This window comes from Clostridium sp. AM27-31LB (genome assembly GCF_003480745.1).
Classification (GTDB): Bacteria; Bacillota; Clostridia; order Lachnospirales; family Lachnospiraceae; genus Butyribacter; species Butyribacter intestini.
Genome location: NZ_QUJS01000005.1, coordinates 258,661 through 282,376, shown reverse-complemented (window position 1 = coordinate 282,376; position 23,716 = coordinate 258,661). Strand labels below are relative to the sequence as shown.

Here is a 23,716-nt window from a genome sequence, read left to right as displayed (position 1 = left end):
ATTTTGAGAATATCAAGATGGCTTATTCTTTACAGAAATATGTCCAAATGTTAGAATGTTGCTAAATAATAGTAACAGTTCAGCCATAAAAAGATACTTAACAATACAATGAGCTTGTTCATTGTATTGTTAAGTACCTTTTTATGGTAGAATAGCCTTTCATTTCTGAAATGAGGGCAAAGCCCTCGCGAGCACGCTCAGATGGAACAAATTTATTTGTTCCATCCTCACTTTACTTTCGCGTAAATAAACATAAGCTGCATAGCAGCGACTAACAGCTTGCTGGCAGGTTTATGAATGTAAGAAATGCAAGGCTGAACTGTTACAAATAATACAATACAAAATAACAGGAGTTTACAACGAGAGCACATATAATATAGCAGGAGGATGGATATGGCAAGAACGGTAAGTAGTTACGGAACCGAAAATAAAACACCATATTGAAAGTTGAGATTAAGAATGAATGATTTGATAGATGTTTTGGATATAATAGGTGTGATTGCATTTGCAATATCAGGTGCGATGACTGCGATAAAAAAGAGGATGGATCTGCTCGGAGTATGCGTGCTTGGAATCGTGACGGCAGTCGGTGGCGGCATAACAAGGGATGTGCTGCTTGGCAATACGCCACCATCAGTATTTAAAAATCCAAGAGATGTGAGTATAGCTGCAATTGTTTCATGTCTTGTGTTTATATTTATGATAATGAATGCGTCTGAGCATACAAAAAATCCGAGTGAAAAATTTGTGGAAATATATGAAAATATTCTGATGTTTTCTGATGCCGTAGGACTTGGAGCATTTACTGTCATCGGAATAGATGTGGCGAAAAAAACGGTCAGCGATTACAACACAAATGCGTTTCTACTTATATTTGTCGGAGTTATAACAGGAGTGGGCGGAGGTGTTCTGCGTGATATAATGAGCGGCATGATACCATATATATTTAAGAAACATATATATGCAGTTGCATCGGCAGTAGGAGCAGGTGCTTATATTGTCATTGACAATTATATAGGAAGAAACACGGCAATAGTTGGTTGCTCGGTGCTTGTCGTGGTTGTGCGTGTGCTGGCTGCTCATTTTGAGTGGAATCTGCCTAAGATAAAATATGGAGAATGATTTTTTATAAAAGGTGGAAAGAAAATACAAACTTAAACAGAGGAGAAAGTCCTATGGAACAGGAGAAGATGAGAGCGGCAGTATGTGAAGATGTTTTGGAAGAAGCTCAGTGGCTTTCTGACATGATATACAAGTGGTATGCTGATAAAGGCATAGAAGGCGAGGTCAGCATTTTTGAAGATGCTGCCAGATTTCTTTTTGCGAGAGAGGATTATAGTTTTGATGTACTGTTTCTTGATATAAGAATGCCTGGAGAAAATGGGGTATCTTTGGCTAAGCATCTTCGCAGGCTTGGTGATGATATGCCTATTATATTTGTGACAGGCGAAAGGGAATATATTCTTGAGGGTTACGAGGTGGAGGCACTTCATTATCTGATAAAGCCGGTGCAGGAAAAAAAGATTTTTGAATGTCTTGAGAGAGTTTACCGCAATGCAGCACAGCAGGAAGCACATGTGATATTGACAGGAGATATGGGTGTTGTTAAAGTTTTATAAAAGGATATATATTATATAGAAGTGTTTGGTCATGATATGAAATATGTGACAAGGCAGGGTGAATTTTTTAAAACAGGTTCATTAAAGGAAGCCTTAAGTGAGCTTTCGGATCAGGATTTTGTAAGCTGTTATCGTGGAATTGCAATAAATCTCCGTTATATATGGCGTATAGAAAAAGATAAGCTGTATATGGCAGAGGAGTGCCGCAGCTTTGAAAAAACTGTTCCGGTGAGCAGGAGAATGTATAAGCAGGTCAATCAGAAATTTATTGATTACAATAGAAAACAGGAAGATTAGAGGATTATTATGGAACTTATAATAGCAATAGTTTCAATATGCATTTTCATTGCATTATTATCTTTCAGCATTTTGAAAATATGGCTGCCGGGATATATGGTGCGTGAAATGGAGCAATATCAAAACAAGCTTCTTGAACGTCAGTTTGAGGAGATTGACAATACATATCGTGAGATGCGTGGATGGCGGCATGATTATAAAAATCATATGCAGGTGCTTAAGATTTATGTCGAAAACAGACAGTGGGAAAATGCAAGGGATTATATTGTACAGATGAATGAGGATTTAGAGAGCATAGATCCTGTTATAAAAACAGGAAATATTATGGCAGATGCTATCGTAAACAGTAAGGTATCTCTTGCAAAGAAGAAAGACATAAAACTTGATGTAACAGCAAAAATACCAAAGGAAATTCCGATGACGGATGTGGAATTTTGCGTTGTTTTTGGAAATATTATGGACAATGCAATAGAGGCATGTGAAAAACTTGCATCAAAAGAAAATAAATTTATCAGAGTATATATAGGTGTATTTAAAAAACAGTTTTATATGTCCGTCAGCAATTCTACAGATCAGAAAAAACGGACAAAAAAATATTTATCAATGAAGGGTGAAGGGCATGGATTTGGTTTACAGCGTATTGATAAGATCATTCATGACAAAAACGGATACCTCAATCGTCAGAATGAACCGGGAGTATTTGCGACTGAGATAATGCTGCCATATATTTAGCAGTATTAAGAAAGTATCGCTTTTATTGTGTAGAACAATAAATTTCGTGTAGTGACTTGTTTGTATCAGAAGAATATAAGAATAAAAGACCGCTTAAGTTAAAAATCATACCGCTTATGCAAAAAAGGCACAAGAGGTATGATTTTTTATTATACTAAAAGCAGTTCATGATAGTTTATCAAATATTTTGAGAAAGGATGAGAAAAATGGGAGAGAGAAAAAGAGGTGTAAATCTTGCCATGCCAAGTTATTGTTCTGCATTTTGGGATTGTATCAGAACTATATGGAGTATGGATAAAAAAGTGTATCTTTATGGCTTAGCAGCATTGCCATTTGCAGCATTACAGCAGATACTGCCATTTTATATGCCTAAGCTGGTAGTGCAGGGAGTTGAAGAAAGTGCCAGAATGACAATGCTTATACTTCAGCTTTGTGCTTTAGTTTTTTTGCTTTTAATATGTGTTATTGTCAGATGGCATTTCAGTGGACAGATTACAAGTCGCAATCAGATTATTGCAAAAGGGCTGCAAAACAGATTTGCGAAAAAATTACTTATGGTAGATTATAGTTATCTGGAGGATAAGAAATTTCTTGAACTTAAAAATGTAGTAAAAAAGGATCTGTTTGGTGGAAAGGTTGGCGATGATGATTCCACAGGAAATTTAAAGTATTTTGTGAAAGATATTTTTGAATTATTTTCAACATTTATAATGTTGATAGTCTATATCGCATTTATTGTCCGGCTTGAATGGTGGCTTGTTTTGATATTTGCAATGTTGTTTGCGGTGAGCTTTTTTAGTGGAAAGCTTACAGGAGCATACGAAAAAAAATGGGCAAAAGAGGGTGGTGAGGTCTGGCAGAAGATGGATTATATTACCAGACGCACCGAGGATTTTTCGATGGCGAAAGATATAAGAATGTACAATATGGAGAATTGGTTCGATACACTTTTTAAAAAATATCGTAAGAAAAGACTTGATTATAAAGCAAAAGAAATGGAATATCGTCTGTTTGGAGAAGGGGTTACTGCTTTGCCTGAAATGATATCGTATGTATTATTTTACGGAGTGATAGTCTGGAAATTTTTTAAAGGAGAGATGCCGATATCTGATGTTATATTCTATAATGGAATGATATCAGGCTTTATGCTTCAGAGAAACTCAGGTATGACTAATCTGCATCATCTTATAAATAGTGTATCAGCATTTGGTCGTTATAAAGAATTTATTATATATGGTGATGATATGTCGGCAGAAGCTGCTGAGCTTAAAAAAGCTGCACCACAGATAGAGCTTAAACATGTCAGCTTTGCATATCCTTCTTCAGAGCATAACATCATTGATGATATGAGCCTTAAGATAGATGCAGGGGAAAAAATAGCAGTTGTTGGGCTCAATGGTGCAGGAAAGACAACTCTTATGAAGCTTATTTGCGGACTTTTACATCCGACAAAGGGAAAAATTCTTCTAAACGGAGTAGATATGGAAACAATGACGCAACAGGAAATATATGCGTGGTTTTCATGTGTTTTTCAGGATGTCCATTTTCTGCCGCTTTCAGTCAGGGAAAATATCAGTATGAAACCTTTAAATGGCAAAGTTGATGACAGGGTATGGGAATGTCTTGATAAAGCTGGAATGAGTGAGGTTATTAACGAGTTGCCAGGGAAAGATGATACCTTGATGGAAAAATCACTAAATGATGAGGCAACAGATTTTTCAGGAGGACAGTGTCAGAAGCTGATGCTTGCGAGAGCATTGTACAGAGACAGCGGAGTTTTGATATTGGATGAGCCGACAGCAGCACTTGATGCGATAGCGGAAAATGATATTTATCAAAAATATGCATACTTTACGCAGAATAAAACATCGTTTTTTGTATCGCACAGATTGTCAAGCACAAGATTTTGTGACCGCATTATTTTGATTGATGGAGGAAAGATTGCTGAGGAGGGGACACACAAAAGCCTGCTTGAAAAAAATGGAATATATGCAAAGATGTTTTCTCTTCAGAGCAGATATTATCAGGAAAGGGTGGTGGATTAGATATGTCTAAAAAAGAAATGATAAAAACAAATCTGCGGGGATTGAAATTGGTGTATTCATCACTTTCTATTCCAAAGATTTTTGTTATATTATTTATTGTATTTGATGTAATGTATAATTACTGGGGTTTGTTTTTTGCTTCGCACCTTATTGATGACCTTGTTTTAAGGGTTGAAAGAGAGCGTATATTAGGAGATTTTTTAGGACTTACAGTTGGAAATGGGATTTTGTATTTTGCAATGTGTGTGGTAATAAAATTTTATTTTTATGGTGGTTCCATGATATGGGAGGATGCAAATCATGAATTAAACAAAAAGCTTATGTCGATGGATTATGAATATATGGAATCTGAAACTATCCAAAACAAACGGCGCGATATTGACAATATGGCTCGTGAGCATGGCTGTGGACTTAATATGCTTTTCTGGACAGCTACACCATTTGTTGAGCGTCTGCTTCAGCTTGTCGTTGCGGGTATCATAACAGTACAGCTTTTTGTAAAATGTCTTACAGCTTATAAGACACAGGAGTGGAAAGGAATTTTAATAGTTTTATCTTTTGTTGCATTTTTGATAATATTTTTGTATGTAAATCAGAGAATGACACAGAAGATACAGGCTAAAATAAATAAAAGTGTAGAAGAAAGACTTCCATATACGAGAAAATATGATTTTTATGTTGATGAATATATAGGTAGAGAAGAATGTGGAAAAACAGTGCGGCTGTTTAACCAGCAAAGTCTTTTGTCAGAAACACTTAATGAGATTTTTAAGAAAGTATCAAAGCTTTTGAGCAGGCAGACAATTCTTGAAGCAAGAATGAACCAGTGGGCAGAGGGAATAAATGTATTAATCTCAGGAATGATCTATCTTTTGCTTGGCATTATGGCATTGAAGCGTGTAATTTCTGTTGGAAGTATATGTCTTTATGCGGGATGCATTACCAATTTTTTGTGGCATTTTCAAAAATGGAACCAGCAGGTATCATTATTGAAAATGAATACAAAATATGTAAAACAGTACCTTGATTTTATGGATATAAAAAATAAAAAATACGAGGGAACACTGCCGGTGGAAAAGCGTGATGACGATAAATTTATGATTGAGTTTGAAAATGTATCATTTCATTATCCGGGCAGTGAGAAAAATGTATTGGAGAATTTTTCTATCAGATTTAATATAGGTGAAAGACTTGCCGTTGTCGGTAGAAATGGTTCAGGTAAAACGACATTTATCAAGCTGTTGTGCCGTTTGTATGATCCAACCGAGGGAAGGATACTTTTAAACGGAATAGATATAAAAAAATATGACTATAAGGAATATTTAAGTCTGTTCAGTGTAGTATTTCAAGACTTCCAGATACCGGCATTTACATTGGGTCAGGCAGTTGCAGCATCACAGGAATATGATGAGGAGCATGTAAATGATGCCGTAAAAAAAGCAGGACTTTCAAGTCTGGCAGCAAGAATGCCGTATGGAAATGAGACATATCTTACAAAGGAATTTGATAAAACCGGAGTTAATATATCAGGTGGTGAAGCACAAAAACTTGCGATTGCAAGAGCATTGTACCACGATACTCCATTTGTCATACTTGATGAGCCGACAGCAGCACTTGATCCTATTGCTGAATACGAGGTGTATGCTAAATTTGATGAACTTATTGGAACAAAAACAGCAGTATATATATCGCATCGACTTTCAAGTTGTCAGTTTTGCAATGATATTCTTGTGATTGATGATGGAAAGGCAGTACAAAGAGGCAGTCATGAAAAATTGATCGACGAGGAAGGTCTTTATGCAAAGCTTTGGAAAACACAGGCAAAATATTATCAGAAAACTCAGTGATGTTACTGAAAAAACTTCCGGCACTTATCTTTCTTTACTTTGAGATGTTTCAATGTTAAAATGCAGTTATAGAATATTGTGTGTTTTTGTACGAAACTATTTTTTGCAAGTTAAGCATAGCCTTATGTTGGCTATATTATTTCTGAGCGGAAGCGAATAGCTTTCATAGAATTATTTTGTAAAAAAGCTACTCAGAAATGAGGATTAGCGTGAGGTTAAAAATGCATACAGGAGGGAGCGTATGGCAAGAGTTGTAGGGATAGGAAATCAGAGTTTTGAATCAATACGGAAAAAAGACACTTTTTATATAGACAAAACAGCATTTATAAAAGAGTGGTGGGAAAATGAAGATATAGTAACACTTATAACCCGTCCACGCCGTTTTGGAAAAACATTGAATATGGATATGCTCAGATGTTTTTTTTCAAATGAATATAAGGACAGGGGAGAGCTTTTTGAAGGACTTAATATCTGGGAGGATGAAAAGTATCGTAAAATTCAGGGAGCATATCCGGTAATCTTTTTAAGTTTTGCGGGGATAAAAGGGAATACATTTGAATTGTCGAGAAAACAAATATCTGATAGGATTATTGACTTATATGAAAGTAACAGATTTTTGCTTAAGTCAGATTGTATAAGTGATACAGAAAAGGCAAGATATATATCATTTTTGGAAAATCCAATGGATGAAGATATATCATTTAAATTAAACGAGTTATCAAATTATTTGAGCCGTTATTATAAAAAGAAAGTAATAATACTTCTTGACGAATATGACACACCGATGCAGGAGGCATATGTAAACGGTTACTGGGAAGAACTCGTTGCATTTACAAGAAGTCTTTTTAATTCAACCTTTAAGACAAATCCATATCTTGAGCGAGCAATAATGACCGGAATAACAAGGGTTTCCAAGGAGAGCATCTTTAGTGATTTAAATAATCTTAAGGTTATAACAGTTACAAGTGATGAGTATTCAAAATGTTTTGGTTTTACCGAGGAGGAAGTATTTGATGCACTTGACGAGCAGGAACTTTCAAGTGAAAAAGAGAAAGTAAAAAAATGGTATGATGGTTTTACATTTGGCACGAGTAAAGATGTATATAATCCATGGTCGATAATTAACTTTCTTGACGAAAAAAAATATAAAACATACTGGGCAGATTCGAGTTCAAATGGACTTGTATCACAACTGATACAACAAGGTTCTTCAAAAACTAAGGTGATAATGGAGGAGTTGTTGGAAGGAAAAAGCATAAAAACAAAACTGGATGAACAGATTGTCTTTAATCAGCTTGACGGAAGTTCAGAAGCAATATGGAGTTTATTATTAGCTAGTGGTTATTTAAAGGTAGATTATGTTGACTTTGCAAATTCTGAAGGAAATAACATATATGAATTAAGCCTAACAAACTTTGAAGTAAAAAAAATGTTTGAAAAGATGATTGATAACTGGTTCAAAACAAGGGACGACTCGTCAAGTGAATTTGTAAGTGCCTTAATTCAAGGTGACTTAGATGCAATGAATTATTATATAAATGAGATTACGGCTAATATCTTTAGTTGTTTTGATGTAGCCGGAAAAGAAGAATCAAGAATAAGACCGGAGAACTTCTATCACGGTTTCGTTTTAGGACTTATGGTAGACCAGATAGACAACTATATCATAACCTCAAACAGAGAAAGCGGTTTTGGCAGATATGACATAATGCTAGAACCTATAAATAAAAATAGTGCAAAATATCAAGGAAGTATTCCTACGGGAAGAATACTTCCAGGTATCATTATAGAATTTAAAGTAATAAATCCAAGAAAAGAAAACACACTTGAGGAAACAGTCGAAGCGGCATTAAAACAGATAGAAGAAAAAAATTACGATGCAGAGCTGATAGGGAGAGGAGTAAATCCTTCAAATATCCACCATTATGGTTTTGCGTTTAAAGGCAAGGAAGTGTTGATAGATGGAACCAGAAAAGATGCGTCATGAAATTGTGACAAGTAACCCGGATGTAGATGTGAGATTTTATCTGTCTAAGGATGAGGGCAGTTATGTTTCACCACATTGGCATAACAGTCTTGAGATTGTCTATGTTATAAAGGGAAAAGTTGTGCTTAATCTTCCAAGAGGTGTTAAGGTGACGGCGAGTGACGGTGAGTTTTTTATGGCAAATCCGAGGGAAATCCATTCAGTTTTTTCTGAAAAAAATGAGGCTCTTGTGCTTCAGATACCACAGCGTTTTTATGACAAATATGTTCCGTCAATGCATCTGCGAAGATTTTTTGTTGATATGCATCCGGGGGATGAGGTTGAAAGAACAAAACTTGAACGGTTAAAAAAGATTTTTACGGATATGTATGTTATCTATGATGTAAGACCAGAGGGGTATCTGCTTCGGTTTAACAGCCTGCTTTATGAACTTTTATTTACACTTATCCATTCCTATTCGGAGAAATTATTGCAAAGGGATTTTGAGAGGGATGACAAGTATTTTAACCGATTAAAAGACATAATGGATTTTATAGATGAAAATCATGCATATGGCATATCAACAGCCGTTATTGCAGAGAAGTTTGGATACAATCCTGATTATATGGCAAGATTTTTTAAGAAATATATGAACTGTACTGTTACTGATTATATATATCTTGTGCGTATAGGATATGTGCACCGTGCTCTTGTTAATACAAATGATTCGGTGGCTGATATTTTTGAAAGGCATGGATGCACAAATCATCATCTTTCAATGAAATATTTTCGCAATCAGTACGGCTGCACACCGAGGGAGCACAGGAAAAAAGAACAAAGTAAATATAAGACATAGATAAAGGCAGCATTTTTATGGTGTCTTTTATTTTGTTTATATTATTATGCTTAAGTAAAAAGATATTTTGCTCTAGTCTGATGTTGTGGTTTGCTGCATTGTCAGTTGGTTTTGAATTGAACATTATATACTAAAAGTCGGAATGATACCTTTTTTGCGTCTGAATAGATGGATTTCATTTTTGGCTTGAGCATTTATACTATAGTTACATTAAAGGTAAATGCAAAACATCATAACGATTGTTTTACATATACCCCTGTAAACCGGTTATTACATAATGAATTCAAAATGTTCATTATAATGTGCAAAATGCGAAAGGAGGGCTCGTTATGAGTCAGAAAAAAAGTGAAATCCGTTTTTGGGAGCGATTTTCTTATGGTTGTGGAGATTTAGGATGTAACATCATCTACTCGGCAATGTCATCATTTCTTTTATTTTATTACACAGATTATGTTCATGTAAGTGCAGGTGTTATCGGTACTATAATGCTTTTGTCAAGAGTGTTTGATGGTATTACTGATTTGATAATGGGAATTATTGTTGATAGGACAAAATCAAGATTTGGAAAGTGCAGACCGTGGATACTCCGCATGGCGATACCGTTTGCACTGGCAGGAATCCTACTGTTTACCGTGCCGTCAGGTCTTGGCAATACAGCAAAACTTGCGTACATTTTTATAACTTACAACTTAGTTTCTTCTGTTATATATACGGCTATAAATGTACCGTATGCAACGCTTAATTCACTGATTACACAGGATCAGTACGAGCGTTCAGTGCTCAGCATTTTCCGCATGATATTGGCTACAACAGGAACATTGATTATAACAAATCTTACACTTCCTTTAGTTGAATTTTTCGGAAATAATCTTTCAGCATGGACAAAGACATTCGCCGTCTTTGGAATTTTGGCAGTAATAGTATTTATGATTACATTTACGGGGACAAAAGAGCGTGTAGTTCCTGCAAAAGATACAAAGCAGGAAAAAGTTCCATTTGTAAAGGGAATCAGTTTATTATTCCAGAATAAATACTGGATGATGATAACAATAACACTTGTATTTATCTTTATCAATTATTCATTAAACGGCGGAGCAGCAGTATATTATGCAAAAAATATACTCCATAATAGTGACATGGTCGGAACAATGAACCTTGTTGCAAACCTTGTTCAGATAGGTGTAATGTTCTTTACTGCATTTATCATTAAAAAAATTGGTAAGAGAAATATGCTCATCATAGGAGCTGTTATCTACGGACTCGGTTTTGCAATGTTTGGTTTCGTCGGAACAAATATGACAGGAATAATAATTGCGTGTGTACTTAAAGGTGTTGGAAATGCAGGAATTTCATCATGTATGTTTGCAATCGTATCTGATACTATCGAGTATGGTGAGTGGAAAACAGGCTACCGTACAGAGGGACTTATAAATTCTGCCTCAAGTTTTGGTTTCAAGGTAGGAAATGGACTTGGTTCTGCAATCCTTGGCTGGGTTATCGGTGCAGCAGGAGCAGGTACAGGTTCAGAAATTACATTTATCTGGATACCGGCAATACTTTGTATAGGACAGGTTGTTGTAATGTGGTTCTACAAACTTGATAAAGAGTATGACGGAATCGTTGAAGCACTTGAAAAGGAAGGAGCTGCTAAATAATGCTTAAAAATCCAATATTAAAAGGTTTTAACCCTGACCCGTGTATCTGCCGCAAAGGCGATGATTATTATATTGCAGTATCAACATTTGAGTGGTTTCCGGGAATACCGGTTTATCACTCAAAGGATATGAAAAACTGGGAACTTTACACTCATGTCCTCACAGATGATACAAATCCAGACCTTAAAAAACTTCCTTCAGCAAAGGGAATATGGGCACCGTGTCTTACATATTGTGAGCAGGAAGATATGTTCTATGTTGTGTATGGTGTCATGAACTCAATGAATGCAAGATATTTTGATGTAGATAATTTTGTTATCACGGCAAAGGATATAAGAGGACCGTGGAGTGAGCCGGTATATTTACATTCATCAGGATTTGACGCATCAATACTCCACGATGATGATGGAAGAAAATATATTGTTTCACTTGACTGGGAGACAAGAGAGGGATACGAAAAGCCGGGAGTTATCGCAATCTCTGAGTATGACCCTGAAAAGAAAGAGATAATCGGCTATCCAAAACGCATATGGCGTGGTGGCACGGACAGAGGTTGCATCGAAGCACCTCATCTTACAAAGAGAAACGGATATTATTATATTATGTGTGCGGAGGGCGGCACGGGATATAACCACTGTGTAACAATGGGCCGCTCAAAAAATGTGTGGGGACCATATGAAGGTGACCCTATGAATCCTATAGTCACATCAAATCCGCTCGTATCAAATGAGAGACATGACCCGGACCATTTAAAACCAAAATATTTCAATCCTGATGTGGTATTGCAAAAAGCCGGACATGGAAGTTATGTTGAGACACAGCTTGGAGAGGTATATCTTGTGCACCTTTGTTCAAGACCGTTCAGACCTGAACTTCGCTGCACACTCGGCCGTGAAACGGCAATACAGAAAATGAAATGGACAGAGGACGGATGGCTTCGCATGGCAGACGGAAGCAATATTGCAAAAGAGTATTGCGATGAGAGCAAGCTGCCTGAATATCCGGTAAAACAGGTGCCGGATTTTGATGATTTTGATGATGACACACTTGGCAATTTCTATTATGCACCGAGAATCATGCCGCAGAGTTTCGCTGATGTAAGGGCAAGAAAAGGTTATGTCCGTCTGCGTGGACAGGAATCGAGAGCATCTTTAAATAAAGTAAGCATACTTGCAAGAAAACTTACAAGTGTGTATGCCACTGTTACAACAAAGATGGAATTTGTGCCGGAAGTGCACCAGCATTCAGCAGGTCTTATAATTTATTATGACAATATGAATTATATAAATCTCCGCAAATATTACAGCGAGACACTTGGACAGAGTGCAATCTCAATAATCGCACTTGAAAACGGAGAAAAAACTGAGTTTGTCAACACAAGACTTGCAGTAGATGACGTACCTATTTACTTCAGGCTTGAAATAAGAGGAAAACATTCACAGTTCTTCTGGAGCTATAACGGAAAAGATTACAATAAGATAGGAATACCGTTTGATACGACAAAATTTTCAGATGAGTATTGTAAGTACGGTGAATTTACCGGAACAATGGTCGGTATCACCTGTGCTGACAGGGTAAAGCATAAGCATTATGCGGACTTTGATTTCTTTGAGTATAAGGCAGATGAAGACAAAGCGGTGGAATAATTATAGAAATTAAAAAAATAAAAAAGGATGCAGGGCTGTATATACACATAAAAATGTATATGCGGCCTTGTTGGGCATTGAGGGAAGATAAAAAAATAAATTTAAATTAATTTTGAATCTTTTGCAACAAGTAAGAAAAATATCTGTCTTTATAAGTGAAACAGTAATGACAAATAAAAAGTGACCGGGTTAAAAGCGGTTGATACATCTTGAAGAAAGTTCAAGAATTTGAAAAATTACAAAGGGTGGGAAATAACTTTAACACTATCAGGCAGCAGAGTGGATTGCAAATGTCCGCTTAATTTTAGAAAGGAGCTGACGCTTATGAAAAGACAGATTGAAAAAATTATGACAATGGCAGTTGCAGCAGGGTTGATGACAAGTATGTTATGTGGGGAAGTAAGCCATGCAGCAAAAGTAAAGACACCATATTATAAAACGGGAGTAAAGACGGATTACCTTGTCAAAGATACAGCGTTTTATAAAAAGACCGGAGAGGTGTTATCATTTAGGGAAAAATATGCAGAGACTTCAGGATATAATCCGGTGTCATATTCAGTTTATGGTTCAGGGTCTGGAAAGCAAAGACCACTTACAGGATATGTAATGATAGGTAATGTTAATAAATTTGGTAAGTGCATAAGTTATGAGGTGCTTGATAATACCGGCTCTGTAGATAAGATAGTGCTTGACGGCAAGAAATCTTACAAATTAGATAAGGTAAGAAAGCCGGCAGAAAATGATAATGTATCATGGGAAGACTTCGGAAAAAAGACAGCGGCTGAATTAAATATGGAATTTAAGACAGCATCGAAATTAAAAATTCCGGAGGGTAAGCATACCTTGTCGATTACAGATAAACATGGTCATAAATCTATTCTTAAGGTTTGGAAAGATACAAAAGCACCTAAGATAAAAGTCACTAGAAAAGGAAAAAAGATAACTTGCAAAATAACGGACAAATCAGGAATAGATGAAGTAAACGGCAAGAAAATATCAAAGAATGGAAAAATAATCAAATCATATACTGTCAAAGGAGACTGTGTAGTTTCAGATTTGGCAGGAAACGAGTCAGTTTCATATTCGTTTAAGTAAATCTATATTTGGCTAAATATGTATTAAGATTGAACAGAAAATTAGTAACAGTTCAGCCTCTCATTTATTACATTCGTAAACCTGCCAGCAAGCTGTCAGTCGCTGCTATGCAGCTTGTGTTTACTTTATTTCATAAATGAAAGGCTATTCAGCCCCAAAAAACAAGTCAATAATACATTGAGCAAGCTCATGTATTATTGACTTATCTTTTTTGGGCTGAACTGTTACAAAAATTATAAAAAATTATTTTTTATGCCGCTTGAAGTAAAACAGGCGGCAAGGAATGGGATGGTGCATTATCATTAAAGAAGATGATGGCAATACCAAAAGAAATGGAAAATATAGTTAATGACTATAAGATGAAATTAGTAGAAGCCAGACAAAATGATTTATTATTTCATAATGTTAATAATCGAGACTTGTTTAATCTGTTTGGAATATTACTTAATAAGGACAAGAGTACAAGAGAGTTGAGAGAAGAAGCAATAAAATACAGTGTAGATCATAAAGTAGATAAAAATGTATTAAATACCGTAGCAGGAGCGGCAAGATGTGACTTAGATGTTGACAATTTGTTTAAGGAGGGCGACAGTATGTGGAGAGTATTTGAAGAAACTAGAGACGAAGGAAAAATTGAGGGAAAAATTGAAGGACAAATTGAGGCATATAATGATTGTAATATGCCTATAGCTGAAATTGCAAAAAAGGTATCAAAGTCAGAGGAGTATGTGAAAGAAGTTATAAAAAAGTTATCGGCTGCGTGTTTATAAATCGGTAAGTTATGAATAAATTTCGTATCGGACTATAAGATGGAAAAAGTAAACTAACAAATTTATTAGTGACTTATAAATTTGATAATATATTTAAAATTAGAAGTAAATCCATTATTATGGGCTTGATAAAAATAACAGTTCATAAAATGGAGGTAGTCAAATGTTGAATGAGTCAGTAATTAAAAATATTAAGGTACAAAAAATTTTATTGCGGGAGTGAGATATGGATTTAAGAGTATTGCGTTATTTTTTGACGGTGGCAAAAGAACAGAGTTTTACAAAAGCGGCACATCAGTTAAATATCACACAGCCGACACTTTCAAGACAGCTTGCGGCACTTGAGGATGAACTTGGTGCGACACTTTTTGAACGGGGCGGTCACAGTATTACCCTGACGAGTGAGGGACAGTTACTAAAACGGCGTGCCTTGGAAATTGTAGACCTTGAGGACAAGATTGTCAGTGAATTTAAGGGTGATAATGAGTCAATAGAGGGAAAGATAACTATCGGTTGAGGGGGCAGCAAGATATTGGAGCAGGGATGTTGTCGTGCAAAAAAGACTATATCCTGAGATTGAGACAAGCACAGTTATCGCATGGCGGAGAAATATCCCGTATTCACCAGCGACAAGCCGTTTTATAGAGGAAATCAATGCTTATGCCCGCTCGCAGAATTGGCATTAGTGTACTGTGGATAAGAACTTTAATCTTTATTGTACAAGTCAGAGATATAGTGTATTAACTGCTAAAGTATGCCTAAAAAGCATAACAAGATATACGATATAAGTATTAGACATAATAAGATATAAGGCTTTATAATGTATATACAATGATTTTTAAAGAATTAATAGCACTTATGTATCTGTTAGATATTGCAGGATTGTGATAATACATTATATTACTGTGGCAAAAAGGCATTTTGACACTAATTGATGCACAATAGTGTTATATTGTTATGCGATTTTGGAATTATCTGATGCACATATTTTAGGAGGGATTATTATAATGAAAAGATTAGTAGCTTATTTTAGTGCAAGTAAAACGACGGAAAAAGTCGCAAATATGATAGCAGAAGAAGGCGGTTATGATATTTGTGAGATTACTCCAAAAGAGGCATACACAAAGGCAGACCTCAACTGGATGGATAAAAAGTCAAGAAGCAGCGTCGAGATGAAAGATAAGAAGATAAGACCTGAAATCAAGAACAATGATATTGATATGAGTCAGTATGATGAGATTATTTTAGGTTTTCCTATCTGGTGGTATGTTGCACCAACTATTGTAAATACATTTTTGGAAAAATATGATTTCTCAGGCAAAAAGATTATTCTGTTTGCAACATCAGGAGGAAGTGGATTTGGCAATACGGTTAAGGAATTACAGCCATCAGCACCAAACTCTGAAATCGTGGAAGGAAAACTTTTAAACAGAGCGACAAAGCAGGAAATAGCCGATTGGATTAAGGAAATTTAGGGATATAGGGAGGCTTTTATGGCTAAGATAGTACAGACAGCAGGAAGAAATGCACTCGGAGAGTTTGCTCCTGAGTTTGCACATTTTAATGATGATGTTCTTTTCGGTGAGAACTGGAACAATCAGGATATAGATGTAAAAACAAGAAGTATTATAACAGTAGTAGCACTTATGGCTTCAGGAATTACTGACTCTTCATTAAAATTCCATTTGCAGAATGCAAAGGACCACGGTGTGACACAGAAAGAAATCGCAGCAATCATAACTCATGTTGCTTTTTATGCAGGCTGGCCAAAAGGCTGGGCAGTATTTAATCTTGCAAAGGAAGTTTGGAGCAATGGCGAGGGAGATTTGCCATACGAGGATGAAGCAATGAGAGCTCATGCAAAGCAGATGGTATTTCCAATCGGTGAACCAAATGACGCATTTGCAAAATATTTTATCGGACAAAGTTACCTTGCACCTGTATCGCCAAGTCAGGTAGGAATTTTCAATGTAACATTCGAGCCGGGATGCAGAAATAACTGGCATATCCATCACGCTAAGAGTGGCGGCGGTCAGATACTTGTGTGCGTGGCAGGTCGCGGATATTATCAGGAAGAGGGCAAAGAAGCAATCGAACTTAATCCTGGTGACTGTATTAACATTCCGGCAGAAGTAAAACACTGGCATGGAGCAGCACCGGATAGCTGGTTTAGTCATCTTGCGGTAGAAGTACCGGGCGAGGAAACATCAAATGAATGGTGTGAAGCCGTGACAGATGCAGAGTATGGAAAACTTAAAGATCAGAAGTGAATATACAAGGCAACCAAGAAATAATTTGAAAAAAATTAGTCTGACATAAGGATTATGCTGATTATATTAAAGTAAAAAATGGCAAAGTTGTCAAGGCAGCAATAAATCTTCAGCTTGCAGATTAGTTCTTTAAGTCAGCGTATCAAAATTATAATCATACAAAAGTTCATTTGTATCTGTAAGAGATGCGTTGTGCTGCAATGCAAATATGATTATGCTGTCACGCTGGAAACGGGCGTACAAAATAGGGTATCCGGTGGCTTTTAAAAGCTGCTGGGTATCTTCAAATGACATATTAAGTGCAAAACAGATGGCGATAACTTTATCTCTGGACGGATTTTTTCTGCCCGACATTATCTGGTATGTATATGTTCGGTCAAGTCCCGTCAGTTTTACGAGGTCGCTTGTTTTTAGGTTTCTGTCAGAAAGTATTTTATTCAAATATTCCGAGAGAGTCATGTTTACAAGATTGTCGTTCTCATTTTCTATATAATCGTCTACGGTAGGCGATTTTTTTAATATATCCAATAATTTATCGGTTTTTTTATAATTGTTCATATATGTTATCTCCCAAAATGAAATGTTTGCTTTTGACACTTACATCATATAATAATTTAATTGGAGTTGCTTGTAAACTTATTTTTACAATGTTGCATCTGAATTTATTAAATGATACCATATTTAACATAAGTACCACGAATATCCGTGGCTATAAATATTTGTAAGATAAAATAAGGAGAATTATGGAAAATATAAATCTGAAAACAGCACTTTTAAATGAGCAATATGAGAAAATCGCATTGTTTGGTGAAAATAATGATAGAAAAACATGGCTTGTCAGGCAGAAAAATTCTAATAAAATATTTGTTTTAAAAGAGATAGAAATTGAGAATATTTCAATATATGAGAGTCTCCAATATATAAAAAACAGGCATCTGGCAGCAGTAAAAAATATTATTGAGATTGAAAATAAAGCTGTTGTTATCGAGGAATATATAAGCGGAGATATTCTTGCGGACAAGATTGAAAATAAAAATATAACAAAAGAAGATGCCTTAGACTATACTTGTCAGCTTTTTGAAGTTTTATCTGAACTTGAGAAAGTAAATATTGTTCACAGGGATATAACACCTAAAAATATACTGATTTCAAGTGACAATGTAGTTAAATTGATAGATTTTGGGATTTCAAGGAAAACGAAAGAGGGCAGAACAAAAGATACAACGATTTTGGGAACGGCGGGATATGCGGCACCGGAGCAGTTTGGATTTATGCAGACTGATATACGGAGTGACATATATTCTATTGGTGTCGTTTTTCATGAAATGCTTACGGGAAAAATGCCTGAGGGAAATAAATGTATATGTTATGATTATAAGGAATTTATACAAAAATGTATAAATATATCACCCGAAAACAGGTTTCAGACGGCTTGTCAGGCATATGAAGAACTTATGAAAAATTACATACATTATGATGCGAAATCAAATGAAAATACGGTCAAATTTACAAACAGTGCTTATAAAACCACGGGTAAACAGGATACAGCATCCGTAAAACAGGATTATGATTATTCAAAAATGCCGGGATTTAGAAGTGGAGCTTTGTGGAAAAAGATACTGGGAGTTTGCGTTTATGTATTTCTGGTAACAGTGATGGCTGTAGGATTTGAGAAATGCAAGGGAAATACGCAGGCTGTTATGTATGAATGTGCTGCGGCGTTTATGTATGTATTTTCAACTGTAGTAATAGCAGGAAATTATAAAAACTGGTATAACAGGATGCCAATTTATAAAGATATGGATAGTGTTGTAAAGATGTTTTCAAGAGTTATCTTAAGTATTATGATTTTCTATGCAGGAATACAGATTGAAGAATATATGAAGACAATCGTTAAATGATGCTGGTGTTTATTGGTAGTTAATGTTGTCAAAATGTGTTTGGTTATAACAGATGCCTGTTTATTGCATAGTTATTTAATATTGCCTATTCATTGTATAAAAATTAAAAATGCCTGAAAATGTATGCTGCCGGCACACCAAAATAGAAATTTCTTTATGTAAAATAAAATAGCTTGATAAATAAAAGTTATTAATCATAAGTGGTTGCAGAACTAATTATATGTTGTGTTAATTGTGAGAATATAACAAATAATTTACAGATAAAGACAGTTTCGCAAACGCCTAAATGATAATTACATGAAAAGGAGAAGATTTCTATGAGAACGACAGGGAAAAAAGGAAAAGGCAAGTGGATAGTTATTGTAGTTATAGCGGTGTTTATAATTGTGGCGGCATCAAATTCCGGGAATGATGATACGAAAAATGAGTCAAAAAAAGTAGGAAGTGTAACTGAAAGTTCAGGAAGTACATCTAAAGATAAAAAGAGGAACAAAAGCAGTTCAAAAGACAAAAAAAGCAATAAGAAAAACAGTAATAAGAAAAAAAGTAATAAAAGCAGTAAAAACAATGGCAAAACGGATGATAACAGGTTTCATCCCGGTGATGTGGTAGAGTTTGGGGATTTTGAGATTGCATATACGGGTGCGGAGAAATACAAATCAAACAATCAGTTTATACAGCCAAAAGATGGTTATAAATATGTTAAATTTTATTTTACATTTAAAAATACAGGAAACTCAGACAGTTATCCGGGGTCATTTGGCTGTTATGTGAATAACAAAAAATATGATCAGGAATATCTTGACGGTTCAGATGAAAGCTTTTTGTTGCAGGAAGTTTCAGGGGGACGAGAGATAAGCGGCAGTATTACATATGAAGTCCCAAAAGAAGCTAAAATGAAAGATATAGAACTTGAGTATGAAAATAATTCTATATGGTCTAATAAGAAAATAATTTTCTTGGGAAAATAATATTGAAAATATACAGAATTGAAAAAAATTTTAATTCTGTATATTTTTTTGCATTTTTTTTGAAGACTTTTGTAAATTTCATTCGTTTAAGTATAATGAAAAGGGAAAAATGGGAGGTGATGAGACTTGGCGGACAGTACCAGACATATGGTACAGCTTGAAAAAGCTATGGAACAATATGAAAAACTTATATTTTCAATCTGTTACCGTATGTTGGGAGATTATTTTGATGCACAGGATATGACACAGGAAACATTTCTTACATATTATAGAGTGCTTGACCGGTTTGACGGTGAGAATGAAAAGGCTTTTTTGACGAAAATAGCTACAAACAAATGTCTTGATTTTCTCAAATCAAAAAGACGAAAAGAGATGCCGACTGAAGATGGTATATTAGAAAGTAATGTCGGTACGGTTTCATCTCTTGAGGAGTCTTTTTTGGAAAAGGAGATAAACGAGGAGCTCAGCAATGCCTGCCGTACTCTTAAACCTCCCTATGATGAGGTTGCCTATGAATTTTATTGCTGCGACAAAACGGCAAAAGAGATTTCAAAAAATCGAGGTGTCAAGCTTAAAACAATACAGACACAGATTTTAAGGTCGAAAAAGATGCTTCAGAAAAAATTGGAAAAAAGGCATGAATAATAGCGATGAGCCGTGCAGTTGGAAAGGAGGTTTATTATGGCACATATAACCGATGAGCAGATTAAAAAATATTATATGCATGATATGGAGCAGTACGAAGAAATAAATATGCTCACCCACATTGCAAAATGTGAATATTGTGCAGGCAGGTTTGCAGCAGGAATACCTGAAACAGAGATGATAAAGCTGCCGCGTGGGGTTACGGCTGGGATTTTGGAGAAAGCAGAGAAAATACCGACAGGGCATGACAGGCGAAAAGAATATTACGGGTATTGCACAAGAGTCGCACTTGGGATGTGCATGGCACTCGGCATTTTAGTTACCGTTAGTTTTTCAAATGGTTCATATTTAAGAAATCCGGCAGAGACAGTGCCGATAATTGAACAAGTCGGGCAAAATGCAAATACAGGGCTTGGGATAGGTGATACTAAAAATGTTATGGCAGAGAAGTCAAAGTATGATAAAAAACAGTCAGAAATGAAAAAAAAGCAGGAGAAAGACAGAAAAAAATTTATAGAAAAAAATAGGGAAAACAGTGGGAGAGAAAGTTTTAGTATAAACAGGGTTTTTAATAGTCTGCGGAGTTTTTTGCGGATTAAAAAATAGTATAGTATGGAGGATAGTGTGAAAAATAATATTTTTCACACACAAGATTTGTGTCTGTGCACACTTGACACAAATCTGATATGCAAAAAGTGTGTAGAAGTGAGGATTAATATGACACATAAAAGAAATAAGTTTTTGACATTCTGTTTTTCGTGTATGCCGGGAGCGGGACAGATGTTTTTGGGATTTTTTAAACAGGGCGTCAGCCTTATGACAGTATTTTTTGGGATTTTCATTGTTTCGCACTGGCTGTATCTTAGCGTACTTTCACTTGGTGCAATAATTGTATGGTTCTATGCGTTTTTTGATGCTATGAACAAAAACTCAATGCCTGATGAAGAATTTGCAATGCTTGAAGATGCTTATATCTGGGGAGATAACTTGGATTGTCTGCCGAAGCTGCCAAAGGGTAAAGGAAGAAAGATTTTAGCAATAGTTTTAATATGTTTTGGCATATATATGTTGTGCAACAGTGTTGTTTCGGTACTTGCAGGAATGGGAATATATATATCATATGAAGTAAACCAATTTTTACTTCATTATATACCACAGTTTATTGTTGCGTTTGTTATAATAGCTGTCGGACTTAGAATGATAGCCGGAAAAAAGCAGGAAATAGAATTTGATGAAAATGAAAAGTATTTTGAGGGGAGAGATGACAAATGAGACAGCGCAGAATAGGTACGATTACATTAGGAATTTCGCTTGTGGTATTTGGAATATTGTTTCTGATACATATATTTGGTGGTGTGCTAAACTATATGCTTATATTTCATCTCTGGCCTTTGATACTTATTGTTCTCGGCGGTGAGATATTATATTACAGTTTTTTTGCCCCTGAAAAATCAGGAACATATGATTTTGCGGCGGTTGTCATATTGATAATGATAGTTTTCTTTGCGATGTGCATGGCTGGAGCTGATATGGTGTTTTCGCATATGCCTGAAAATGTATTTGATAAATTGTGGTAGCAGCTAAAAGTATTATGAGCAAGTGGCAGAGAGGATTGCGAATATCCACTTGGTAATTGTTTGTAGCTATAATCTTCTTAATCTGTTATTTTTATTAAGATTAAGAAGATTATAGCAATATTTTTTTGCACGCAAAGTGTTGCAATACCTCCAAAATTAAGAGACAGTAGAGCTGAAGCCGGGGTACTCACTTTGTCCTTGTTTTTGGTTGAAAACAATGCTATAATTCGCTTAAAGTATATAAAAAACAGTGATTAAGCAAATTATAATATTATATAAATATGCGCTGTTATACCGAAATAAATAAGTAGACAATAGTGATGATTCATTGGAGGTGACACATGCTATGCTTATAGGAAGAAAAAAGGAAATAAATTTATTACATGAAATACAAAATGATGACAGTTCTCATTTTTTAGCAATTTATGGACGCAGGCGTGTCGGAAAGACTTTTTTGATACGCGAAGCTTTTGATTATAGGTTTGCATTTCAGCACGCAGGTTTGTCAGATAGTGGAATGAAAGGACAGATATTTGCATTTGTTTCATCTTTAAAGGATGCAGGCTATGAAGTGAAAAAACAGCCAAAAAACTGGCTTGAAGCTTTTGAATATTTAAAGGATTTGATTAGGAAGTCAAGTGAAAAGAAAAAGATAATTTTTATTGATGAGTTATCGTGGATGGATACTCCCAAATGTGATCTGATGGTTGCACTTGAAAATTTTTGGAATGGATTTGCGTCAGCCAGAAAGGATATAGTGCTTATTGTATGTGCGTCTGCAACATCATGGATGCTTTCAAAAGTTGTTCATAATAAAGGCGGATTATACAACAGGCTTACGGAACAGATACATTTGCGGACTTTTTGTCTTGGAGAATGTGAGGAGTATGTAAAAAATTCCGGTTTGGCTTTCAATAGAAATCAGATATTACAATATTATATGATATTTGGTGGAGTGCCGTATTATTGGGGATTTTTAAAAAAGGGGCTAAGTCTGTCGCAAAATATTGACCGGATATTGTTTGAGAAGGATGCACCTCTTAGAGACGAGTTTAAGTATCTGTATGCTTCTGTGTTTAAAAAACCGGAAAATTATGTAAAGATAATAGAGGCTCTGGGAACAAAAAAAGTGGGAATGACAAGAGAAGAGATTATAAATGCTGCTAAAATTTCTAATTCAGGGGATTTGACTACAAAACTTGAAGAACTTGAAAGCTGCGGTTTTATCCGAAAATATTACGCATTTGGAATGAAAAAGAAAAATGCCATATATCAATTAATGGATTGCTTCACATTGTTTTATTTCAAGTTTCTGAAATCTCAACCTACGGATGAACATTTTTGGACAAATCAGATTAATACTCCGCTGGTGAACACATGGATGGGATTGGCATTTGAGCGGGTATGCATGGAGCATATTGAACAGATAAAAGTTAAATTAGGAATTTCAGGGGTGCTTACTGAGGTTAATTCATGGTATTGTAAGGCTGATTTGGATAATGGAGTGTTTGGCTCTCAGATAGATATGCTGATAGTGAGAAAAGATCAGGTTATAAATTTGTGCGAAATGAAATATTCACAATCTGAATACACGATAACTGAAAAAGTTGATAGAAATATCAGAAATAAAATAAATGATCTGATTACTGTTTCTGGGACAAAATATGCCATATATCCAACTATTATCACAACATATGGTCTTGTTGAAAATTCATATTCACAGGAAGTACAGTCGGTGGTAACAATGGATGATTTGTTTTAATGATAATTTTTAAATTAAAGTTGTTAGGGAGATTGAGTTTTGTTAGGAATTGATGAAAAATG

The 23,716-nt window shown here is 35.4% G+C and carries 24 protein-coding genes; 23 read left to right on the top strand and 1 reads right to left on the bottom strand.

The window, feature by feature from the left end:
* Nucleotides 1-459 precede the first annotated feature (459 nt).
* From DW721_RS09670 to DW721_RS09600, 16 genes are all read left to right on the top strand, one after another.
* Nucleotides 460-1,122, top strand: coding sequence for a TRIC cation channel family protein (locus DW721_RS09670; RefSeq protein WP_118745615.1), 663 nt, complete (start codon nucleotides 460-462; stop codon nucleotides 1,120-1,122).
* Nucleotides 1,123-1,175: 53 nt separating this feature from the next.
* Nucleotides 1,176-1,619 carry a response regulator gene (locus DW721_RS09665; protein WP_182436285.1) on the top strand — a complete coding sequence of 148 codons (444 nt, stop codon included), beginning with the start codon at nucleotides 1,176-1,178 and terminating at the stop codon, nucleotides 1,617-1,619.
* A gap of 6 nt (nucleotides 1,620-1,625) precedes the next feature.
* Nucleotides 1,626-1,916, top strand: coding sequence for a LytTR family DNA-binding domain-containing protein (locus tag DW721_RS09660; protein ID WP_347560371.1), 291 nt, complete (start codon nucleotides 1,626-1,628; stop codon nucleotides 1,914-1,916).
* 9 nt (nucleotides 1,917-1,925) lie between these two features.
* On the top strand, nucleotides 1,926-2,648 hold the full coding sequence (locus DW721_RS09655; protein WP_243035981.1) for a GHKL domain-containing protein: 723 nt from the start codon (nucleotides 1,926-1,928) through the stop codon (nucleotides 2,646-2,648).
* 206 nt (nucleotides 2,649-2,854) lie between these two features.
* Nucleotides 2,855-4,693 carry an ABC transporter ATP-binding protein gene (locus DW721_RS09650; RefSeq protein WP_022013703.1) on the top strand — a complete coding sequence of 613 codons (1,839 nt, stop codon included), beginning with the start codon at nucleotides 2,855-2,857 and terminating at the stop codon, nucleotides 4,691-4,693.
* Between the two features lie 2 nt (nucleotides 4,694-4,695).
* Nucleotides 4,696-6,540, top strand: coding sequence for an ABC transporter ATP-binding protein (locus tag DW721_RS09645; RefSeq protein WP_022013702.1), 1,845 nt, complete (start codon nucleotides 4,696-4,698; stop codon nucleotides 6,538-6,540).
* 241 nt (nucleotides 6,541-6,781) lie between these two features.
* On the top strand, nucleotides 6,782-8,527 hold the full coding sequence (locus tag DW721_RS09640) for an AAA family ATPase (RefSeq protein ID WP_118745612.1): 1,746 nt from the start codon (nucleotides 6,782-6,784) through the stop codon (nucleotides 8,525-8,527).
* Nucleotides 8,502-9,362 (top strand): AraC family transcriptional regulator, encoded by an 861-nt coding sequence (locus tag DW721_RS09635; RefSeq protein ID WP_118745611.1) that lies wholly within the window; start codon nucleotides 8,502-8,504, stop codon nucleotides 9,360-9,362. The genes DW721_RS09640 and DW721_RS09635 overlap by 26 nt, the downstream gene beginning before the upstream one ends.
* A 329-nt stretch (nucleotides 9,363-9,691) precedes the next feature.
* Complete coding sequence (locus DW721_RS09630) at nucleotides 9,692-11,017, top strand: MFS transporter (protein WP_118745610.1); 1,326 nt, start codon at nucleotides 9,692-9,694, stop codon at nucleotides 11,015-11,017.
* Nucleotides 11,017-12,663: a glycoside hydrolase family 43 protein gene (locus tag DW721_RS09625; RefSeq protein ID WP_118745609.1), complete on the top strand. Its 1,647-nt coding sequence runs from the start codon at nucleotides 11,017-11,019 to the stop codon at nucleotides 12,661-12,663. The genes DW721_RS09630 and DW721_RS09625 overlap by 1 nt, the downstream gene beginning before the upstream one ends.
* Before the next feature lie 324 nt (nucleotides 12,664-12,987).
* Nucleotides 12,988-13,758, top strand: coding sequence for a hypothetical protein (locus DW721_RS09620; RefSeq protein ID WP_118745608.1), 771 nt, complete (start codon nucleotides 12,988-12,990; stop codon nucleotides 13,756-13,758).
* A gap of 314 nt (nucleotides 13,759-14,072) precedes the next feature.
* A complete protein-coding gene (locus DW721_RS09615; protein ID WP_182436284.1) occupies nucleotides 14,073-14,528 on the top strand; it encodes a hypothetical protein in 456 nt (151 codons plus the stop codon).
* 226 nt (nucleotides 14,529-14,754) lie between these two features.
* Nucleotides 14,755-15,045, top strand: a complete 291-nt coding sequence (locus DW721_RS16615; RefSeq protein WP_207665618.1) for a LysR family transcriptional regulator — start codon at nucleotides 14,755-14,757, stop codon at nucleotides 15,043-15,045.
* A gap of 34 nt (nucleotides 15,046-15,079) precedes the next feature.
* Entirely contained in the window at nucleotides 15,080-15,214 is a 135-nt protein-coding gene (locus DW721_RS16610; protein WP_279221167.1) for a hypothetical protein, read from the top strand.
* A gap of 318 nt (nucleotides 15,215-15,532) precedes the next feature.
* On the top strand, nucleotides 15,533-16,003 hold the full coding sequence (locus tag DW721_RS09605; RefSeq protein ID WP_118498850.1) for a flavodoxin: 471 nt from the start codon (nucleotides 15,533-15,535) through the stop codon (nucleotides 16,001-16,003).
* An 18-nt stretch (nucleotides 16,004-16,021) separates the two neighbouring features.
* Nucleotides 16,022-16,798, top strand: a complete 777-nt coding sequence (locus tag DW721_RS09600; protein ID WP_118745606.1) for a carboxymuconolactone decarboxylase family protein — start codon at nucleotides 16,022-16,024, stop codon at nucleotides 16,796-16,798.
* A 129-nt stretch (nucleotides 16,799-16,927) separates the two neighbouring features.
* Here DW721_RS09600 and DW721_RS09595 read toward each other — a convergent pair whose 3' ends face one another.
* The gene (locus DW721_RS09595; RefSeq protein WP_118745605.1) at nucleotides 16,928-17,356 is read right to left on the bottom strand and encodes a helix-turn-helix transcriptional regulator; all 429 of its coding nucleotides are present in this window, start codon (nucleotides 17,354-17,356) and stop codon (nucleotides 16,928-16,930) included.
* A 185-nt stretch (nucleotides 17,357-17,541) separates the two neighbouring features.
* Between DW721_RS09595 and DW721_RS09590 the strand changes: the two genes are divergently transcribed.
* The 7 genes from DW721_RS09590 to DW721_RS09560 all read left to right on the top strand — a co-directional run bounded on the left by DW721_RS09590 (nucleotide 17,542) and on the right by DW721_RS09560 (nucleotide 23,654).
* Nucleotides 17,542-18,699: a serine/threonine-protein kinase gene (locus tag DW721_RS09590; protein ID WP_118745604.1), complete on the top strand. Its 1,158-nt coding sequence runs from the start codon at nucleotides 17,542-17,544 to the stop codon at nucleotides 18,697-18,699.
* 317 nt (nucleotides 18,700-19,016) lie between these two features.
* Nucleotides 19,017-19,670: a DUF4352 domain-containing protein gene (locus tag DW721_RS09585; RefSeq protein ID WP_118745603.1), complete on the top strand. Its 654-nt coding sequence runs from the start codon at nucleotides 19,017-19,019 to the stop codon at nucleotides 19,668-19,670.
* Nucleotides 19,671-19,796: 126 nt separating this feature from the next.
* A complete protein-coding gene (locus tag DW721_RS09580; RefSeq protein WP_147355399.1) occupies nucleotides 19,797-20,315 on the top strand; it encodes a sigma-70 family RNA polymerase sigma factor in 519 nt (172 codons plus the stop codon).
* A gap of 36 nt (nucleotides 20,316-20,351) precedes the next feature.
* Nucleotides 20,352-20,921 carry a hypothetical protein gene (locus DW721_RS09575; RefSeq protein WP_118745601.1) on the top strand — a complete coding sequence of 190 codons (570 nt, stop codon included), beginning with the start codon at nucleotides 20,352-20,354 and terminating at the stop codon, nucleotides 20,919-20,921.
* 111 nt (nucleotides 20,922-21,032) lie between these two features.
* The gene (locus tag DW721_RS09570; protein WP_147355398.1) at nucleotides 21,033-21,587 is read left to right on the top strand and encodes a hypothetical protein; all 555 of its coding nucleotides are present in this window, start codon (nucleotides 21,033-21,035) and stop codon (nucleotides 21,585-21,587) included.
* The gene (locus tag DW721_RS09565; RefSeq protein ID WP_118745599.1) at nucleotides 21,584-21,892 is read left to right on the top strand and encodes a hypothetical protein; all 309 of its coding nucleotides are present in this window, start codon (nucleotides 21,584-21,586) and stop codon (nucleotides 21,890-21,892) included. The genes DW721_RS09570 and DW721_RS09565 overlap by 4 nt, the downstream gene beginning before the upstream one ends.
* Nucleotides 21,893-22,238: 346 nt before the next feature.
* The gene (locus DW721_RS09560; protein ID WP_118745598.1) at nucleotides 22,239-23,654 is read left to right on the top strand and encodes an ATP-binding protein; all 1,416 of its coding nucleotides are present in this window, start codon (nucleotides 22,239-22,241) and stop codon (nucleotides 23,652-23,654) included.
* Nucleotides 23,655-23,716: the final 62 nt, after the last annotated feature.

What these genes read in the sequence shown, in the direction of transcription:
- DW721_RS09585 (WP_118745603.1), top strand. Translation starts at nt 19,017, where the DNA reads ATGAGAACGACAGGGAAAAAAGGAAAAGGCAAGTGGATAGTTATTGTA.
- DW721_RS09645 (WP_022013702.1), top strand. Translation starts at nt 4,696, where the DNA reads ATGTCTAAAAAAGAAATGATAAAAACAAATCTGCGGGGATTGAAATTG.
- DW721_RS09560 (WP_118745598.1), top strand. Translation starts at nt 22,239, where the DNA reads ATGCTTATAGGAAGAAAAAAGGAAATAAATTTATTACATGAAATACAA.
- DW721_RS09650 (WP_022013703.1), top strand. Translation starts at nt 2,855, where the DNA reads ATGGGAGAGAGAAAAAGAGGTGTAAATCTTGCCATGCCAAGTTATTGT.
- DW721_RS09655 (WP_243035981.1), top strand. Translation starts at nt 1,926, where the DNA reads ATGGAACTTATAATAGCAATAGTTTCAATATGCATTTTCATTGCATTA.
- DW721_RS16615 (WP_207665618.1), top strand. Translation starts at nt 14,755, where the DNA reads ATGGATTTAAGAGTATTGCGTTATTTTTTGACGGTGGCAAAAGAACAG.
- DW721_RS09590 (WP_118745604.1), top strand. Translation starts at nt 17,542, where the DNA reads ATGGAAAATATAAATCTGAAAACAGCACTTTTAAATGAGCAATATGAG.
- DW721_RS09670 (WP_118745615.1), top strand. Translation starts at nt 460, where the DNA reads ATGAATGATTTGATAGATGTTTTGGATATAATAGGTGTGATTGCATTT.
- DW721_RS09665 (WP_182436285.1), top strand. Translation starts at nt 1,176, where the DNA reads ATGGAACAGGAGAAGATGAGAGCGGCAGTATGTGAAGATGTTTTGGAA.
- DW721_RS09635 (WP_118745611.1), top strand. Translation starts at nt 8,502, where the DNA reads ATGGAACCAGAAAAGATGCGTCATGAAATTGTGACAAGTAACCCGGAT.
- DW721_RS09640 (WP_118745612.1), top strand. Translation starts at nt 6,782, where the DNA reads ATGGCAAGAGTTGTAGGGATAGGAAATCAGAGTTTTGAATCAATACGG.
- DW721_RS09595 (WP_118745605.1), bottom strand. Translation starts at nt 17,356, where the DNA reads ATGAACAATTATAAAAAAACCGATAAATTATTGGATATATTAAAAAAA.
- DW721_RS09630 (WP_118745610.1), top strand. Translation starts at nt 9,692, where the DNA reads ATGAGTCAGAAAAAAAGTGAAATCCGTTTTTGGGAGCGATTTTCTTAT.
- DW721_RS09575 (WP_118745601.1), top strand. Translation starts at nt 20,352, where the DNA reads ATGGCACATATAACCGATGAGCAGATTAAAAAATATTATATGCATGAT.
- DW721_RS09615 (WP_182436284.1), top strand. Translation starts at nt 14,073, where the DNA reads ATGGCAATACCAAAAGAAATGGAAAATATAGTTAATGACTATAAGATG.
- DW721_RS09565 (WP_118745599.1), top strand. Translation starts at nt 21,584, where the DNA reads ATGAGACAGCGCAGAATAGGTACGATTACATTAGGAATTTCGCTTGTG.
- DW721_RS09570 (WP_147355398.1), top strand. Translation starts at nt 21,033, where the DNA reads ATGACACATAAAAGAAATAAGTTTTTGACATTCTGTTTTTCGTGTATG.
- DW721_RS09625 (WP_118745609.1), top strand. Translation starts at nt 11,017, where the DNA reads ATGCTTAAAAATCCAATATTAAAAGGTTTTAACCCTGACCCGTGTATC.
- DW721_RS09600 (WP_118745606.1), top strand. Translation starts at nt 16,022, where the DNA reads ATGGCTAAGATAGTACAGACAGCAGGAAGAAATGCACTCGGAGAGTTT.
- DW721_RS09620 (WP_118745608.1), top strand. Translation starts at nt 12,988, where the DNA reads ATGAAAAGACAGATTGAAAAAATTATGACAATGGCAGTTGCAGCAGGG.